The organism is Mesorhizobium sp. ISC11 (assembly GCF_037162595.1).
GTDB lineage: Bacteria > Pseudomonadota > Alphaproteobacteria > Rhizobiales > Rhizobiaceae > Mesorhizobium > Mesorhizobium ciceri.
This window is the reverse complement of the sequence record NZ_JAVSPW010000001.1, coordinates 4,161,193-4,177,188: the sequence shown is the minus strand read 5'-3', so window position 1 is coordinate 4,177,188 and position 15,996 is coordinate 4,161,193. Positions and strand designations below refer to the sequence as shown.

The following is a 15,996-nucleotide window of genomic DNA, read 5'->3' as shown; positions in this document are numbered from 1 at the left end:
TGCCGGTTCAGTTGAAGCTTGGCGGTTGCGACAGGTCGGGCTGCGGCGCTGCCGGCTTTGCCGGTGTCGGATCGCCGAAACTGGGCGGTTGCGAAAGGTCAGGGGCGGCCGGCGCCGTGGCGCCACCAGCGGGCGCCGCTCCATCCGCCGGCGGCGTGCCCAGCGGCGACAGGCCGGGCACCTCCGGTACCTTGTAGTCGATGGTGCCCGGATCGACGGTCGTTCCCTTGTAGTGCATCACCATTTGCGGGAAGGCGATGGTCAGCCCGATCATGATCACCTGGATGCAGACAAAGGGCACCGCGCCCCAATAGATCTGGCCGGTCGTCACCGGCGCGATTTGTTTGCCGGTGAGACGATCGAGATAGGGCACGCGCGCGGCCACCGAACGCAGATAGAACAGCGCGAAGCCGAAGGGCGGGTGCATGAAGCTGGTCTGCATGTTGACGCCCAGGAGCACGCCGAACCAGATCAGGTCGATACCGAGCTTGTCGGCGGCGGGCGCCAGCAGCGGTACGATGATGAACGCCAGTTCGAAGAAATCGAGGAAGAAGGCGAGGAAGAAGACGAGCATGTTGACGCCGATCAGGAAGCCGACCTCGCCGCCCGGCAGCGACGTCAAAAGGTGCTCGACCCAGATGTGGCCGTTGACGCCGTAGAAGGTCAGCGAGAACACCCGTGCGCCGATCAGGATGAACAGCACGAAGGACGACAGCCTTGTCGTCGAGGCCAGTGCCTGCTTAACGACGTCAAGCGACAAGCGCCCCTTGGCCGCCGCCATGAACAAGGCGCCGACCGAGCCCATGGCGCCGCCTTCGGTCGGCGTGGCGATGCCCAGGAAGATGGTGCCCAGCACCAGGAAGATCAGCGCCAGTGGCGGGATCAGCACGATGATCACCTGCTGCGCGAGCCTGGACATCATGTTGAAGTTCAGGCGCTTGTCGGCAATGGCGACGATGTAGATGAACAGCACCCCGGCAGTCGCGCCAAGAATGTCGGCATTGTCGCCATGCGCCGGCGCCAGATAACGATATGCCGCGTAGGAAACCGCCGATGTGACCAGCAAAGCCACCAGCAGCGACATCACGCCATGGCCAAGTGTACGGGCCTCGAGCGGCAGCGCCGGCATCGAGTTCGGCCGGATGATCGACATGATCAGGATATAGGACATATAGAGGCCGGTGAGCACGAGGCCCGGGATCAACGCGCCCGCGTACATATCGCCGACCGAGCGGCCGAGCTGGTCGGCAAGCACGATCAGCACCAGCGACGGCGGGATGATCTGGGCAAGCGTGCCGGAGGCGGCAATGACACCGGATGCGAGCCGGCGGTCATAGCCATAGCGCAGCATGATCGGCAGCGAGATCAGGCCCATGGCGATGACGGAAGCCGCCACCACGCCGGTGGTCGCCGCCAAAAGCGCGCCGACGAAGATCACCGCATAGGCGAGGCCGCCGCGGATTGGCCCGAACAGTTGGCCGATCGTGTCGAGCAGGTCTTCGGCCATGCCCGATCGCTCGAGCACGATGCCCATGAAGGTGAAGAACGGGATGGCCAGCAGCGTGTCGTTCGACATCACCCGGCTGCCGTAGAAATTATCCGGCAATGCGTGCAGGAGCGGCCAGGCGAGGTTGATCGATCCTCCGGAATAGGGAGACAGCAGCACGCCGATGAAGAAGAACATCAAGCCGTTGGCGGCCAAGGAAAAAGCGACGGGGTAGCCGATCAGCAGGAAGATGATCAGCGAAGCGAACATGATCGGCGCCATGTTCTGCGCGATGAACTCCATCACGAACGCACCTCGTCGGCCAGCGCCTTGGCTTCGAGTTCGGCCTGCTCATGCACCGATATGAAGGGATTGGGGTCGTCCATGTCTCCGCGCATGATGGCGATCTTCTTGATGATCTCGGAGATGCCCTGCAGCGCCAGCAGGAAAAACCCGACGAGCAGGATGGCCTTGGCGGGCCAGATGATCAGGCCGCCGGAATTGTTGGACATCTCGCCGCTGCGAAACGACAGCGACACATAAGGAACGAAATAGATCACCATCAGCGTCACGAACGGCATCAGAAAAAAGACATGCCCGAAAAGGTCGATCCAGTGCTGCACGCGGCGTGGAAACAGGCCGTAGACGACGTCGATGCGGATATGTTCGTTCTGCTTCAGCGTATAGGCGGCGGCCAGCATGAAGGCGGCGCCGAACAGATACCATTGCAGCTCGAGCCAAGCGTTCGACGATATGTCGAACACCTTGCGGATAATGGCGTTGGCGGCGCTCACCAGGATCGCCAGCAGGATCAGCCACGATATCCATTTGCCGATGAACTCGTTGGCGCGATCAATAGTCCTGGATAGAGCGAGAAGCCCTGCCATGCATTCCTCCCTTGTACCGGAGGCGTGCCGGCTTCCCCCTTTTTGTCCGTCACGCCACGTGGTCCAACGGTATGCCGCGCGTGGACTGACGGGTCAACAAGGATAGAGGCAGCGAATATCATCGCATGGCAGACAGTGCCCAATACCGGCGATCTGCCCTCGCGTCATGCAACCAAAGTCTGACGTTTTCAGGCGATTTTGCCGGTGTCGCGGCCGGCGCCGATGAGGATCAGCGTCGTGACCAGGAACAGGTACATCCACGCGTCACGCCACTCGACCGGGAAATAGCCGGCCCACAGCGATTCGGCCATGCCGAAGACGGCCGCGCCGAGCGCCGCGCGCGGTGGCGAGAGATAGCCGCCGACCGCCGTCACGAACAGGATCTTCAGTCCGTAGACGAGGCCCGACCCGAAGCTGACATTGCCGTAATAGAGCCCGGCCATGACACCGGCCAGCGCGGCGCAGAAGCCGCCGAACAGCACCGCGTGCCGGAACACCGCGCGTACGTCGACGCCGCACATCGCGGCAGCCTTGGGGTCGTCGGAGACGGCGCGCCAGCGCCGTCCGAAGCTCGATCGGGCAAATGCCCAGCTGGCCAGCGCGATTGCCGCCACCACCACGGCGCAGTCGATAAGCTGGATGAGCGTCAGCGTTGCCTTGAAGGTCGCGCCCTGCGCGAAAACGATGGGCTCCGCCAGCATCGGCGGCAGCCACAGATCATGCGTGTCGGCGGCGATGCGGCTCGCTTCGGACAGCAGCAGCAGGATGCCGAGCGTCGTCACCACGATTGCATTGGGCGTGCGGTCGGCCAACGGTTCGAAGACACTGCGCGACAGCACGTGGCTGATCAGCGCGGCATAGAGGAACGCAGCGACGACGCCGAGCGCCACCGCCGCCAGCAGCGTCAGCCACAGCACCTGATAGCCGAAGGCCGCGGTCAGGATCATGGTCTGGCCGCAAAAGGCGAACAACGCGCCATAGGCGAGATTGGTGCGGTGCAGGATGCCGTTGGTCAGCACATAGCCAAAGGCGAGCAACGCATACAGCGCGCCCGAATGCAGCCCGTTCAGCACCTGCTGGAAGAAATAGAGCATGCAAAACCTCGAAGCATGCCGCCCAAAAGTGCGAAGCGGTCCTGGCCAACAGCATGCTCAAAAGGCTGCGGAGACCACCGCATCCCGGAGTGAGGTTGCATCGCTGAATCTAACTTGTCAAATATGATTTATCGGTTAGATTTTCGCCATGACGGTATCATGGACCCCGCACCGCTTCACCGGCGGCCTGCTTGCGCTCGACACGGCGAACACCGTCGTGCTGCGCGGCGATCCGGGGCGGACGTTCGACCGCTTCGAAGATCCGGCCGAGATTGCCCGCTTCGCCGACGCGGCGAGCCGCTTTCGCGCCGCCGAGCTTGGCGAAAGGCCGCTGGCGGTATCCTCAGCGATGGCGATCGCACCCGTCGTGCTGTCGATCCGCGAGGCGACGGACCGGCTGTTTCGTGGAGCGGTGTCGAAGGGCGCGGTCGCCACCGCTGATCTGCCCGGATTCCTGAGCGCCTGCGCCGAGGGTCTGGCCGGCAGCCGGACCGAGATCGGTGCGCCGGGAAGGCCATTCGGTGATCCCCTGACGCCGATCGCCTTCGAGGCGGCGCTGGCGGTTTCGGCGCTATCGCTTCTGCGCGACGATACTCTCGCAAGGCTCAGGATCTGTCCCAACTGCACCTGGCTGTTCGTCGACAGAAGCCGCAATTCCAGCCGCCTATGGTGCGACATGGCGGTGTGCGGCAACCGTCAGAAGGCAAGCCGTCACTATCGCCGTCGTCGCATGGCGGAAAATGAGGTCAAGAATGCGTAGCGGCCTTTCCCGTTCGATCCTTGTTGGCGCGGCGCTCATCGTGGCCGTTGCGCTCGGCGCCTGCCGCGATACCGGCGACGCCGAAGGCAAGCTGTTCGAGATTTCCGGCAAGATATTCGTTTTCAACTACCGCCTCGCCAGGGCGACTTATGTGGTGACCCTGCGGCCGCTGAAGCCGATGGGAGAGGGCCAGGTGGCGGTCGCCAGCTTCCAGGATCCCGCCGGCGGCGCACCTCTGGTGGTCGAGCAGAAGGTCTGGCCGAAGCTCGACAAGGTGACGCTGGAGAGCCCGGCACTGACCTGCGTCGTCAAGAACAAGCCCTATGCGATTGCCATCAGCATCAAGGGCGCCGACGGCGCGGTCCTGCAGAAGATCGACACCACGCTGATGTCGACGGAAGACCAGTCGATCCTGCCCGACCGGCCGCTGGTCATCGACCAGCTCTACACCGCCAATCCCGATCTCGTCGGCCATCCCGACGGCAAGCTGCCGGGCGAGCCGAAGCCAGATTGCTCGAAAGGCGGCTGACGCGTCGCGGCCGGCCGCGCCGCAGCTGTAATGTTCATGCGCCGGGCAATGTCCGCGGATCGGTTTCATACCCGATTCAGGATGGCCGCGGACTGTTCGTTGCGCGTTGCCTGGCATCTGCGATTTTGTTTGACCTGCCTTGCAAGGGGAGAAAGGATGCGTCATCCGACCCCGACGTTGGCTGCCTGCCCCGCGTGGCCTCCGCAGAGGAAATGCCTGATGACGCTGCACGACGTCGCGCTCGACGACAAGTTCGATCTCGCAAAGGAGCGCATCTTCCTGTCCGGCGCGCAGGCGGTCATTCGCATGCTCTTGATGCAGCGCGAGCGCGACCGTCGCGCCGGCTTGAACACGGCCGGGTTCGTCTCTGGCTATCGCGGTTCGCCGCTCGGCGGCCTCGACATGCAGCTGTGGAAGGCGAAGAAACAGCTCGCCCAGGCTGACATCATCTTCCAGCCGGGTCTCAACGAGGAGCTTGCCGCCACCGCCTGCTGGGGGGCGCAGCAGACGGAGCTGCTGGGCGAGGGCACTCATGACGGCGTCTTTTCGGTCTGGTACGGCAAGGGACCGGGCGTCGACCGCTCAGGCGATGTGTTCCGCCACGCCAACCTCGCCGGATCGTCGAAGCATGGCGGCGTGCTTGCGCTGATGGGCGACGACCATATGGCCGAATCCTCGACCAATGCGCACGCCACCGAATTCCTGTTCGTCGACACGATGGTGCCGATCCTCAACCCGGCCGGTGTCCAGGAGATCATCGACTACGGGCTCTACGGCTTCGCCATGTCGCGCTTTGCCGGCACGTGGGCGGCGATCAAATGCGTCAAGGACAACATCGAATCGACCGCCTCGGTCGATGCCGCGCTCGAGCGGCTGAACATCGTCGTGCCGGAGTTCGACATGCCGCCTGGCGGTCTCAACATCCGCCACGAGATCGACATGCTCGGCCAGGAGGAGCGGCTGCATGAACACAAGCGCGCCGCGGCCTCCGCCTTCATCCTTGCCAATGGGCTGAACCGCATCGTCTATTCGGGCGGCCGCAATCCGAAGATCGGCATCATCACGCTCGGCAAGAGCTATCTCGACGTTCGCCAGGCGCTGGAGGATATCGGCATCGACGAAGCGGCCGCCAACCGCATCGGGGTGCGGCTGTTCAAGGTCGGCTGCCCCTGGCCGCTCGACCTGCATCACATCGCCGGTTTCGCCCGCGGCCTCGACACCGTCGTCGTCGTCGAGGAGAAGCGCTCGCTGATCGAGGTACAGTTGCGCGAAAGCCTTTATGGCACTGCCACCCAACCGGTCATTATCGGCAAGAAGGACGAGCGCGGCGACTGGCTGTTTCCGGCCAAAGGCGCGCTCGATCCCAACGAGATCGCCATCGCGCTTGGCGAGAGGATCGTCAGGACCATCGGCCCGTCCGAAGAGATTTCGGCGCGGGTGGCAAAACTGCGCCAGTTCCAGGCAATGCTCACCGAGGCCACCGACATCGGCTCGCGCACGCCGTTCTTCTGTTCCGGTTGCCCGCACAATTCGTCCACCAAGGTGCCGGACGGCTCGATCGCCGCGGCCGGCATCGGCTGCCACTTCATGGCGCTGTGGATGGACCGCAACACAGTCGGCTTCACGGCCATGGGCGGCGAGGGCGCGCAATGGGTCGGCCAGGCGCCGTTCTCCAAGCGCGAGCACATCTTCCAGAATCTTGGCGACGGCACCTACAACCATTCCGGTACGCTGGCGATCCGCTTCGCGCTGTCGAGCGATGCCAACATCACCTACAAGATCCTCTACAACGACGCGGTCGCCATGACCGGCGGCCAGCCGCACGAAGGCGGCCTGACCGTCGATATGATTGCCAGGCAGGTGCGGGCCGAGGGTGTCGACCGCATTGCCATCGTCACGGATGAGCCGGACAAATATGCTGGCAAAGCCGAATTCCCGGCCGGGGCCACTATCCATCACCGCGACGACCTCGATCTCGTCCAGCGCGAGCTGCGCGACGTCAAGGGCGTTTCGGTCTTGCTCTACGACCAGACCTGCGCCGCCGAAAAACGCCGCCGCCGCAAGCGCGGCACATTCCCCGATCCCGACAAGCGCGTCTTCATCAACGAACTGGTCTGCGAAGGCTGCGGCGATTGCGGCGTACAGTCGAACTGCGTCTCGATCCAGCCGGTCGAGACCGAATTCGGCCGCAAGCGCAAGATCGACCAGTCGAGCTGCAACAAGGATTTCTCCTGCGTCAACGGCTTCTGCCCGTCCTTCGTCACTGTGCACGGCGCCAAGATCCGCAAGGCCGAGGGCCTGGCCGGCAAGGCCGATCCGCTGGAAGACGTGCCCGTTCCGGCGCAATTCCCGCTTGGCGAGCAGGGCTGGGCGGCGATCATCGACGGCGTCGGCGGCACCGGCGTCGTCACCGTCGGTGCGGTGCTCGGCATGGCGGCGCATCTTGAGGACAAGGGCTGCGGCATGATCGACATGGCCGGCCTCGCCCAGAAGGGCGGCTCGGTGTTCACCCATGTCCGCATCGCCCGTACCCCGGACGACATCCATGCGATCCGCGTTTCGGCAGGGAAGGCCGATCTCGTGCTTGGCTGCGATCTCGTCGTGTCGGGCGCCAAGAAGGTGCTGACCGCGGTGCGCGAGGGCCACACCATCTTCGTCGCCAACACCGCCGAGATCATGCCCGGCGAATTCGCCCGCTCGGCCGATTTTTCGTTGCCGATAGAGCGGCTGAAAAAGGCGATCCGCGCGGCTGCGGGCGACGACAAGGCACATTTCTTCGATGCCACCCGCACTGCCACGGCACTTTTCGGCAATTCGCTCGGCGCCAACATGTTCATGCTTGGCTTTGCCTTCCAGCACAGCGGCCTGCCGCTGTCGGCCGAGGCGGTCGAGAAGGCGATCGAGCTCAATGGCGAAGCCGTGGCGATGAACATCGCCGCCTTCCGCTGGGGCCGTCGCGCTGCCCATCAGCCGGATTTCGTGCGCGGGCTGGTTGCCCAGCCGGGTCCGACCGCGGCTGGAAAGGCAGGCCAGACGGATATCGCCGAGACGCTGGACGACATCATTGCCCGCCGCGTCGCCTTCCTGACCGCCTATCAGAACGCCGCCTATGGCAGGCGTTATGCCGGAAAACTGGCCGCGTTGCGCGCCGCCGAAGCGAAGGCCGTGCCTGGTTCGACCGCGGTGTCGCAGGCTGCCGCCAGGAACCTGTTCAAGCTGATGGCGATCAAGGACGAATACGAGGTGGCGCGTCTTTACACGGACGGCTCTTTCGCCGCCGAACTGGGCAAGCAGTTCCAGAGCTACGAAAGGCTTGAATTCCATCTCGCTCCGCCGATCATGGGCCGTCGCGGCAATGACGGAAGCCCGCGGAAATCGAGCTTCGGCCCGTGGATGATGAAGGGTTTTCGCGTGCTGGCGGCGATGAAGGGCCTGCGCGGCACCGCCTTCGACCTGTTCGGCTACACCGCCGAACGGCGCATGGAGCGGCAGCTGCTGGCGCGGTACGAGGCGGATCTGGAGCTCATCGCCGGATCGTTGGCCCCAGCCAGGGTCGATGCGGCGGTTGCGCTGGCCTCGGTGCCTGCCCTCATCCGCGGCTATGGCCACGTCCGCCAAGCCAGCGCGCAAAAGGCCGCCGGCGAGCGCCAAAGGCTGCTCGAACGCCTGTCGAGTACGCCGGCGCGGCCCGAACTTCAGGCCGCCGAATGACCGATACGTCTTGTTTACCTGAACGACAGTTTCCTTGCTTTCCGCTGCGTCACCCGGCTTGACGGCAGGAGCGCGAGGGTCTCTCTAAATCTTTCTTAAGGCGGATGTGGCACTGCTTGGCTCCCCAGGGTTGGGATTCAGGCGTTGAATCTGCGAAAAAAGAACGAGATCCCGGTCGACGTCTATATTCCGTTCGTGGAAACCCTGTTTCGCGACGGGCTGACGCTTTCGATCGGCATTCTCGCGCAGACTTTCCTGATCGGCCTGGTCTGGTGGAAGAGCGGCGATCCGCGGTATTTGCTGGTCGCGATCTCGATGGTTCTCGTCGGTGTGTTCCGCATGAGAAACTTTCGAAAATACAACAGCATGCCGTCGCCGACGACCTGGGAAGAGGCGCACAAGCGTGAGAATGACTACATTCTCTATGGCTCCCTGCATGGCTTGACGCTTGGCGCTTTCTGCCTGCTCGGCATCTATTTCGCGCGCGATGGTTTCGCCGAAATCGCCTCCGTTTGCCTGACGCTCGCGACGGCGACCTCCATCGCCGGCCGCAACTACGGCTCGCCGCGCATGGTCACCATCCTGACCATTGCCTTGACCTGGCCGATCTCGCTTGGCTTCCTGCTGCGCGGCGACATCTACCATGTCCTCCTCGGGCTCCTGTCGGCGCCGTTCCTGTTCGCCATCCGGAAATTCGCCAACACCGTACGCGATGTGCTTTTTGCGGCCGTCTCGGAAGAGAAGAAGGCCAACCGCATTGCCCAGCGCTTCAACCGGGCGCTCAACACCATGTCGCACGGCCTTGTCATGCTCGGTCCGGACGGCCGCGTCGCGGTGGCCAATGCCGAGGCCGCGCATCTGATGTCGCTCAAGTCGCCCGACGCGCTGCTCGGACGGTCGATCCACGGTCTGTTGATGCGCGGTGTCGCCGGCGGCATGCTGGCGCCCAAGGATTGCCGCTACATCGAGGCGCAGCTGACGCGTGCCCTGCGTGAGGGTCGCGACCGCAAGGTGCTGGTTTCCCTCGCCAACGGCCAGCATTACGAGTTCTCGGCTCGCGAGGGCAGCCAGGAACTGGGCGTCATCACCTTCGAGGACGTCACCGCCCGTGTCGAGGCGGAAGACAAGATCCGCTTCATGGCACGCTACGACAATCTCACCGGCCTGCCCAACCGGGCCTATTTCCATGAATTGGTGGGCGAGGCCATGGCGTCCGGCGATCGCGACCGTCTCTGCGGCCTTGCGGTGCTCGATCTCGACGATTTCAAGAGCGTCAACGACACGCTTGGCCATCCGATCGGCGACGGCTTGATCTATGCCGTTGCCGAGCGGCTTGGCGCCATTGCCAAGCAAGATATCACGGTCAGCCGTTTCGGTGGCGACGAGTTCATGATCTTCTTCGACCGCGTCGAGGATGAGAGCCATCTGACCAGCCAGCTCGACGAGATATTCGCCGGCCTGCAAGGGGAAGTCGACGTCGCCGGTCACGGGCTGCGCATTCAGGCCAGCGGCGGCGCGGTGCTGTCACGGGTCAAGGATACCGATGTCGACGCCATGATCGTGAAGGCGGACCTGGCGCTCTACAAGGCCAAGGAACTCGGCAAGAACAGCTGGCGATTGTTCGAAGCTTCGATGGATGCCGCCTTCCGCAACCGTCAGCTGATGAAGGCGGATCTGCGCACCGCGGTAGAGGGCAAGAGCCTGCGGGTGGTCTATCAGCCGATCGTGGCGATGAGCACCATGCGTATCGCCAGTTGCGAGGCGCTGTGCCGGTGGGATCATCCAGATCTCGGGCCAATCTCGCCCAGCATCTTCATTCCGCTTGCCGAGGAAATGGGCATCATTTCCGAGATCAGCACCTTCGTGCTGCAGGCAGCCTGCGCCGAATGCGCCAAATGGCCGGACCAGACCAGCGTTTCGGTCAATCTCTCGGCCAAGGATTTCCGCAGCCGCGATGTCATCCAGAAGGTTCGCGATGCGTTGGCCGGCTCCGGCCTCGCCGCCAGTAGGCTCGAGATCGAGGTCACCGAAACGGCGCTGCTCGATGACAAGTCGCTGACGCGCCAGTATATTGAGGAGCTGAAGCAGCTTGGCGTGCGCATCGCGCTCGACGATTTCGGCACCGGCTATTCGAGCCTGAGCTACCTGCACAAGCTGCCGCTCGACAAGATCAAGATCGACCGCTCTTTCCTGATGGACGTCACCCAGAATCCCCGTTCGCTCGAGCTGCTCAAGGGTATCGTCAACCTGTCGCGGCCGCTGGGGCTTTCGGTGACCGTCGAAGGGGTCGAGACCTTCGAGCAGCTCAAGATCCTGGCGCTGCAGGTCAAGCCTGATCTTGTCCAGGGGTTCCTGTTCGGTTCGGCGCTCAGCGCTTCCGGTATCGAGACGATGTCGAACACGGTATGGCCCTTCGCCAAGGATATCAGGACCGCCAAAAAGGCGGTACGCCGCTGATTTGAGGCGCCTGGCGCATGGTGTCCAGGCACTGAGAGCCCATCCCTGTTTCCATCAGGATTGAACAGGCGCCCAGGCTTTAGGCATTCACTGCATTCGAGGTTTCTTTGCACATCGCGGGCCATGCCAGAATTTCAGCCGCTTCCCGTCATGTTCGAGATACGCTCTTTCCCCGTCGCGACGCAGAAAACGAAGAAAACCACCAATTTTAGTTTTATTTTAGCAATCGTTAACCTTAATGACTGGTAAACGGGCTGCTTCCTGTTTTCATCTTTTACATCCCAAGACCCTGTCGTAGTGTCGGATCGCGGCGGCAATGTACGGGGATTGAGTTGATGATTGTGCAGTTGAGTTCGCTTCGTCCGGTGACGGGCGAGGACGGCAAGGACGCCGCCGACACCATGTCCAGCTTCGCCCGCAACGTTTCGGCGATGCTTGAGCGGACAGAATACCGCCGCTGCGACAAGGGCGAAGATCTCGAGGACATCTACCGCCTGCGCTACAAGTCATATCGCTCGAACGATATGGTGCCCGACAACGAAAACCATACCATTCACGATGAGCTCGACGAGGCACCGAATGTGTACCGCTTCGGGGTCTATATCGACCAGGAACTCGTCAGCACGCTGCGTATCCATCACGTCACCTTGGCGACGCCGATGTCGCCTTCCACCAAGGCCTTTGGCGACATCGTCATGCCGATGCTTCGTGACGGGCTGAGCTTCATCTGTCCCAGCCGGTTTGCGTCCGATCCCGAATGGTCGCGCGTCTACCCGCAGATTCCCTACCTGACGCTGCGGCTGGCCGGCATGGCGTGCTTCCATTTCAACGCGCCCTACTGCCTGTCGACCATTCGCGAGGATCACGCCGGCTTCTACAAGCGCATCTACTACTCGGAGAAAATCAGCGAGTCGCGCGCCTATCCGGGCGTTTTCAACAAGGTCGTGCTCTACCGCGCCGACGTCAACGCAATCCGCGAGCGGTCCTTCTCACGGTTCCCGTTCTTCCGCTCGACGCCAATGGAGCAGCGCATGCTGTTCGATACGCCGCATGTCGGGGAACTCGCGCCGCTGACCATCCTGCCGACGGCAAAATACTATCACGAAGCCGCCTGATACGGCAGGGATCCACACGATTTTGCAGGGCCGACAGGAGCCTTTTGGCGACTTCGGCGTTCTGGGTGAGGCCACGAGCAGCGCTCCGGGTCGATCTGAGGTTTTTGAGGGAACCCGCCATGACCATTTCCACACTTGCGCTAACCCCGCTCATCTCGCTGATCGCCGGCGTGCTGATCCTGGTCATGCCAAGGCTGTTGAACTACATCGTCGCGCTCTATCTGATCGTCGTCGGGTTGCTATTTCCGCATCTAGCCGGCTGAGGCGCCGGCTTAGGCCACGCAAGCGTCCGCCCTTCGGAGTTCCGCATCAAGCATCAGAATCCAGCGATCGGACTCCGTCGCGGCGTCGACTGCTGGCTTCAATCTTTCTTTGAGGCAGTTGTCGGTTGTTGTGCGGCAATAGCGCCATTGCTCTCGGCGCGGCTTTTCGCTATGTGCCTGAAAGATGTCTTCGAAGGGGTATTCCTATGGCTGATCACTCGCCGACTGGTCCTATCGAACTGGGCGCGAAGATGGACTATGCCGAGCATGACCGCACCTATGCGGGCTTCCTCGCGCTGGCCAAGTACGGCTCGCTGTTTTGTGGCGCCCTGCTCCTGGCGATGGCCTTCGGCTTCTTCGCGGGCGGCTTCTTCTCGGCGACCATTCTGTTCGTCCTGATTCTGGCTGTCGGCGCCTTTATCCTCCGATAGATTTTTCCGACATCTTGTCCACGGCGCCGCCGCGAGGCCGGCCGGCGTCTTGCGGGAAATAGCTTCCGGCCGAAAGGATCATGCGGTGGGGCAGACGGTTTTCATCCCTCGTGAGCTCGATGCCAACGAGCCGCGCGTCGCGGCTTCGCCCGATACGGTGAAACGGCTGGCGGCGTTGGGCTTCGACGTCGTCGTCGAGGCCGGTGCCGGTCTGAAATCGCGCATCATCGATGCCGACTATGCGAGCGCCGGCGCTGCTATCGGCAAGGCTTCCGATGTCGCCAAGGCCGATGTGGTGCTGAAGGTGCGCCGGCCTGGTGATGCCGAGCTGAAGAGCTACAAGCCCGGCGCGGCTGTGATCGCCATCATGGACCCCTACGGCAACGATGTCGCCGTGGCAGCTCTTGCCAAGGCCGGCGTCACCGCTTTCTCGATGGAATTCATGCCCCGGATCACCCGCGCGCAGTCGATGGACGTCTTGTCCTCGCAGGCCAATTTGGCCGGCTATCAGGCGGTGATCGACGGGGCTTCGGAATATGACCGCGCCTTGCCGATGATGATGACGGCGGCCGGCACGGTGCCGGCGGCGAAGGTCTTCATCATGGGCGTTGGCGTCGCCGGCCTGCAGGCGATCGCCACCGCGCGCCGGCTTGGTGCGGTTGTCACCGCCACCGACGTTCGCCCCGCCGCCAAGGAACAGGTCGCCTCGCTCGGCGCCAAGTTCCTCGCGGTCGAGAACGAGGAATTCAAGGCGGCCGAAACGGCCGGCGGCTACGCCAAGGAAATGTCGAAGGAATATCAGGCCAAGCAGGCGGCACTCACATCAGAGCACATCGCCAAGCAGGATATCGTCATCACCACGGCGCTCATTCCCGGCCGGCCGGCGCCCAAGCTGGTCTCGGCGGCGATGGTCGCTTCGATGAAGCCGGGCTCGGTGATCGTCGACCTCGCGGTCGAGCGCGGCGGCAATGTCGAGGGCGCCGAAGCCGGCAAGGTGGTCACCACCGCCAACAACGTCAAGATTGTCGGCCATCTCAATGTGCCTGGCCGCATCGCGGCGTCGGCCTCGCTGCTTTATGCCAGGAACCTGTTCGCCTTTCTCGAGACGCTGGTCGACAAGACGACCAAGACGCTTGCCATCAATCGCGACGACGATCTGGTCAAGGCAACGATGCTGACCGATGGCGGCAAGGTGGTTCATCCGGCTTTCGTGAAAGCCGACCAGCAGCCGGCAAAGGGCCAATATGTCGAGCCGGCCGCGATCCCGGCCAAGACCATGGTCGCCGATGCTTCGCCCAAGAAAACCGGCCCCAAGAAGGCGGCCGCACCCAAGTCGCCCTCGTCGAAGCCGAAAGGGATCGCGTGATGGACCAGACCCTGCAGAAAGCCCTCGACCAGCTCGACCAGGCCTCCGCCGCCGTCCGGCTGGCGGTGCACAATCTGGCGACCGCGCCCGGCGGCACTGACGCGGCCGGTGATGCCGCGCATGCGCTCTCCGGCGGCGCCATCGATCCCTTCGTCTTCCGCTTCGCCATCTTCGTCCTGGCGATCTTCGTCGGCTACTACGTCGTCTGGTCGGTGACCCCCGCACTGCATACGCCGCTGATGGCCGTCACCAATGCCATCTCCTCGGTCATCGTCGTCGGCGCGCTGCTTGCCGTCGGCATCGCCGCCTCCGGCATTGCCGCGGGCTTCGGCTTCGTCGCGCTGATGCTGGTTTCGGTCAACATCTTCGGCGGCTTCCTCGTCACCCAGCGCATGCTGGCCATGTACAAGAAGAAGGACAAGTAGAGCGCCATGAACGCCAACTTCGCGTCCTTCCTCTACCTCGTCTCCGGTGTCCTGTTCATCATGGCGCTGCGCGGCCTGTCGCATCCGACCACCAGCCGCCAGGGCAATCTCTACGGCATGATCGGCATGGGTATTGCCATCGCCACCACACTGGCTCTGGCGACCCCGTCCGCCGGCCGCTTCGGCCTGATCGTGCTCGGCCTTGCCATTGGCGGCGGCGTCGGCGCCGTTACCGCGCGCCGCATCGCCATGACCTCGATGCCGCAGCTGGTCGCTGCCTTCCACTCGCTGGTCGGCCTCGCCGCCGTCATGGTGGCGGCTGCCGCGATCTATGCCCCGGAAAGCTTCGGCATCGGCACGGATGGCGACATTCATGCCCAGGCCCTGATCGAGATGAGCCTTGGCGTCGCCATCGGCGCCATCACCTTCACCGGCTCGGTCATCGCTTTCCTCAAGCTCGATGGCCGCATGTCCGGCAAGCCGATCATGATCGGCGCACGCCACTTCATCAACGCCGCACTTGCTATCGCGCTCGTCGTGCTGATCGTGTTGCTGGTCACCACCGAGTCCAAGCTGGTCTTCTGGCTGATCGTTGCCGCCTCGCTGGTGCTCGGTATCCTGCTGATCATCCCGATCGGCGGCGCCGACATGCCGGTCGTCGTCTCGATGCTGAATTCCTATTCCGGCTGGGCGGCGGCGGCGCTGGGCTTCACGCTCGGCAATCTGGCGCTGATCATCACGGGCGCGCTGGTCGGCTCATCCGGCGCGATCCTGTCCTACATCATGTGCAAGGGCATGAACCGAAGCTTCATCTCGGTCATTCTCGGCGGCTTCGGTGGGGAGACGGCAGCGGCCGCCGATGACGGCATCGAACGCACGGTCAAGCAGGGTTCTGCCGACGATGCCGCCTACCTCATGATGAACGCCCAGAAAGTCATCATCGTGCCGGGCTACGGCATGGCGGTCGCCCAGGCGCAGCATGCGCTGCGTGAAATGGCCGACAAGCTCAAGGCCAATGGCGTCGACGTGAAGTACGCCATCCACCCGGTCGCCGGCCGCATGCCCGGCCACATGAACGTGCTGCTCGCCGAAGCCAATGTGCCCTACGACGAGGTGTTCGAGCTTGAGGACATCAACTCTGAGTTCGCGCAAGCCGACGTTGCCTATGTCATCGGCGCCAACGACGTCACCAACCCGTCCGCCCGCGACGACAAGTCCTCACCCATCTACGGCATGCCGATCCTCGACGTCGACAAGGCGCGCACCTGCCTGTTCGTCAAGCGCTCGCTCGGTTCCGGCTATGCCGGTATCGACAACACGCTGTTCTACAAGGACGGCACCATGATGCTGCTCGGCGACGCCAAGAAGATGACCGAAGAGATCGTCAAGGCCATGGATCACTGATCCGGGATAAGCGCCGGGACACGCCAAGAAGAGCCCGGCTTCGCGCCGGGCTTTTTCTTGGCAGGCTT

13 protein-coding genes are annotated in these 15,996 nt (G+C 63.3%); 10 read left to right on the top strand and 3 right to left on the bottom strand.

From position 1 onward, the window contains the following. Positions 1-7: 7 nt before the first annotated feature. The 3 genes from RPF88_RS20255 to RPF88_RS20245 all read right to left on the bottom strand — a co-directional run bounded on the left by RPF88_RS20255 (position 8) and on the right by RPF88_RS20245 (position 3,467). Positions 8-1,789 (bottom strand): TRAP transporter large permease, encoded by a 1,782-nt coding sequence (locus RPF88_RS20255; protein WP_013528213.1) that lies wholly within the window; start codon positions 1,787-1,789, stop codon positions 8-10. Beyond that, on the bottom strand, positions 1,789-2,373 hold the full coding sequence (locus RPF88_RS20250) for a TRAP transporter small permease subunit (RefSeq protein WP_013528212.1): 585 nt from the start codon (positions 2,371-2,373) through the stop codon (positions 1,789-1,791). The genes RPF88_RS20255 and RPF88_RS20250 overlap by 1 nt, the downstream gene beginning before the upstream one ends. 188 nt (positions 2,374-2,561) lie before the next feature. Continuing rightward, a complete protein-coding gene (locus tag RPF88_RS20245) occupies positions 2,562-3,467 on the bottom strand; it encodes a branched-chain amino acid ABC transporter permease (protein ID WP_013528211.1) in 906 nt (301 codons plus the stop codon). Positions 3,468-3,615: 148 nt separating this feature from the next. On the opposite strand from RPF88_RS20245, the gene RPF88_RS20240 reads away from it, so the two are divergent. The 10 genes from RPF88_RS20240 (at position 3,616) to RPF88_RS20195 (ending at position 15,928) form a co-directional block, all read left to right on the top strand. Then, complete coding sequence (locus RPF88_RS20240; RefSeq protein ID WP_013528210.1) at positions 3,616-4,227, top strand: CGNR zinc finger domain-containing protein; 612 nt, start codon at positions 3,616-3,618, stop codon at positions 4,225-4,227. Beyond that, positions 4,220-4,756: a hypothetical protein gene (locus RPF88_RS20235; protein WP_013528209.1), complete on the top strand. Its 537-nt coding sequence runs from the start codon at positions 4,220-4,222 to the stop codon at positions 4,754-4,756. The genes RPF88_RS20240 and RPF88_RS20235 overlap by 8 nt, the downstream gene beginning before the upstream one ends. Before the next feature lie 219 nt (positions 4,757-4,975). Continuing rightward, positions 4,976-8,467 (top strand): indolepyruvate ferredoxin oxidoreductase family protein, encoded by a 3,492-nt coding sequence (locus tag RPF88_RS20230; protein ID WP_337123080.1) that lies wholly within the window; start codon positions 4,976-4,978, stop codon positions 8,465-8,467. A gap of 144 nt (positions 8,468-8,611) precedes the next feature. Then, the gene (locus RPF88_RS20225) at positions 8,612-10,924 is read left to right on the top strand and encodes a putative bifunctional diguanylate cyclase/phosphodiesterase (RefSeq protein ID WP_013528207.1); all 2,313 of its coding nucleotides are present in this window, start codon (positions 8,612-8,614) and stop codon (positions 10,922-10,924) included. A gap of 335 nt (positions 10,925-11,259) precedes the next feature. Next, on the top strand, positions 11,260-12,039 hold the full coding sequence (locus tag RPF88_RS20220) for an N-acyl amino acid synthase FeeM domain-containing protein (protein WP_013528206.1): 780 nt from the start codon (positions 11,260-11,262) through the stop codon (positions 12,037-12,039). A 119-nt stretch (positions 12,040-12,158) separates the two neighbouring features. Further along, the gene (locus tag RPF88_RS20215; protein WP_337123079.1) at positions 12,159-12,302 is read left to right on the top strand and encodes a DUF3096 domain-containing protein; all 144 of its coding nucleotides are present in this window, start codon (positions 12,159-12,161) and stop codon (positions 12,300-12,302) included. Between the two features lie 206 nt (positions 12,303-12,508). Continuing rightward, on the top strand, positions 12,509-12,733 hold the full coding sequence (locus RPF88_RS20210) for an aa3-type cytochrome c oxidase subunit IV (RefSeq protein WP_337123078.1): 225 nt from the start codon (positions 12,509-12,511) through the stop codon (positions 12,731-12,733). 85 nt (positions 12,734-12,818) lie between these two features. Beyond that, positions 12,819-14,099 carry a Re/Si-specific NAD(P)(+) transhydrogenase subunit alpha gene (locus RPF88_RS20205; protein ID WP_337123077.1) on the top strand — a complete coding sequence of 427 codons (1,281 nt, stop codon included), beginning with the start codon at positions 12,819-12,821 and terminating at the stop codon, positions 14,097-14,099. Continuing rightward, positions 14,099-14,524 (top strand): NAD(P) transhydrogenase subunit alpha, encoded by a 426-nt coding sequence (locus tag RPF88_RS20200; protein ID WP_032809881.1) that lies wholly within the window; start codon positions 14,099-14,101, stop codon positions 14,522-14,524. Before RPF88_RS20205 ends, RPF88_RS20200 begins: the two co-directional genes overlap by 1 nt. Positions 14,525-14,530: 6 nt before the next feature. Next, positions 14,531-15,928 carry an NAD(P)(+) transhydrogenase (Re/Si-specific) subunit beta gene (locus tag RPF88_RS20195; protein WP_013528201.1) on the top strand — a complete coding sequence of 466 codons (1,398 nt, stop codon included), beginning with the start codon at positions 14,531-14,533 and terminating at the stop codon, positions 15,926-15,928. The last annotated feature ends 68 nt before the right edge of the window (positions 15,929-15,996 follow it).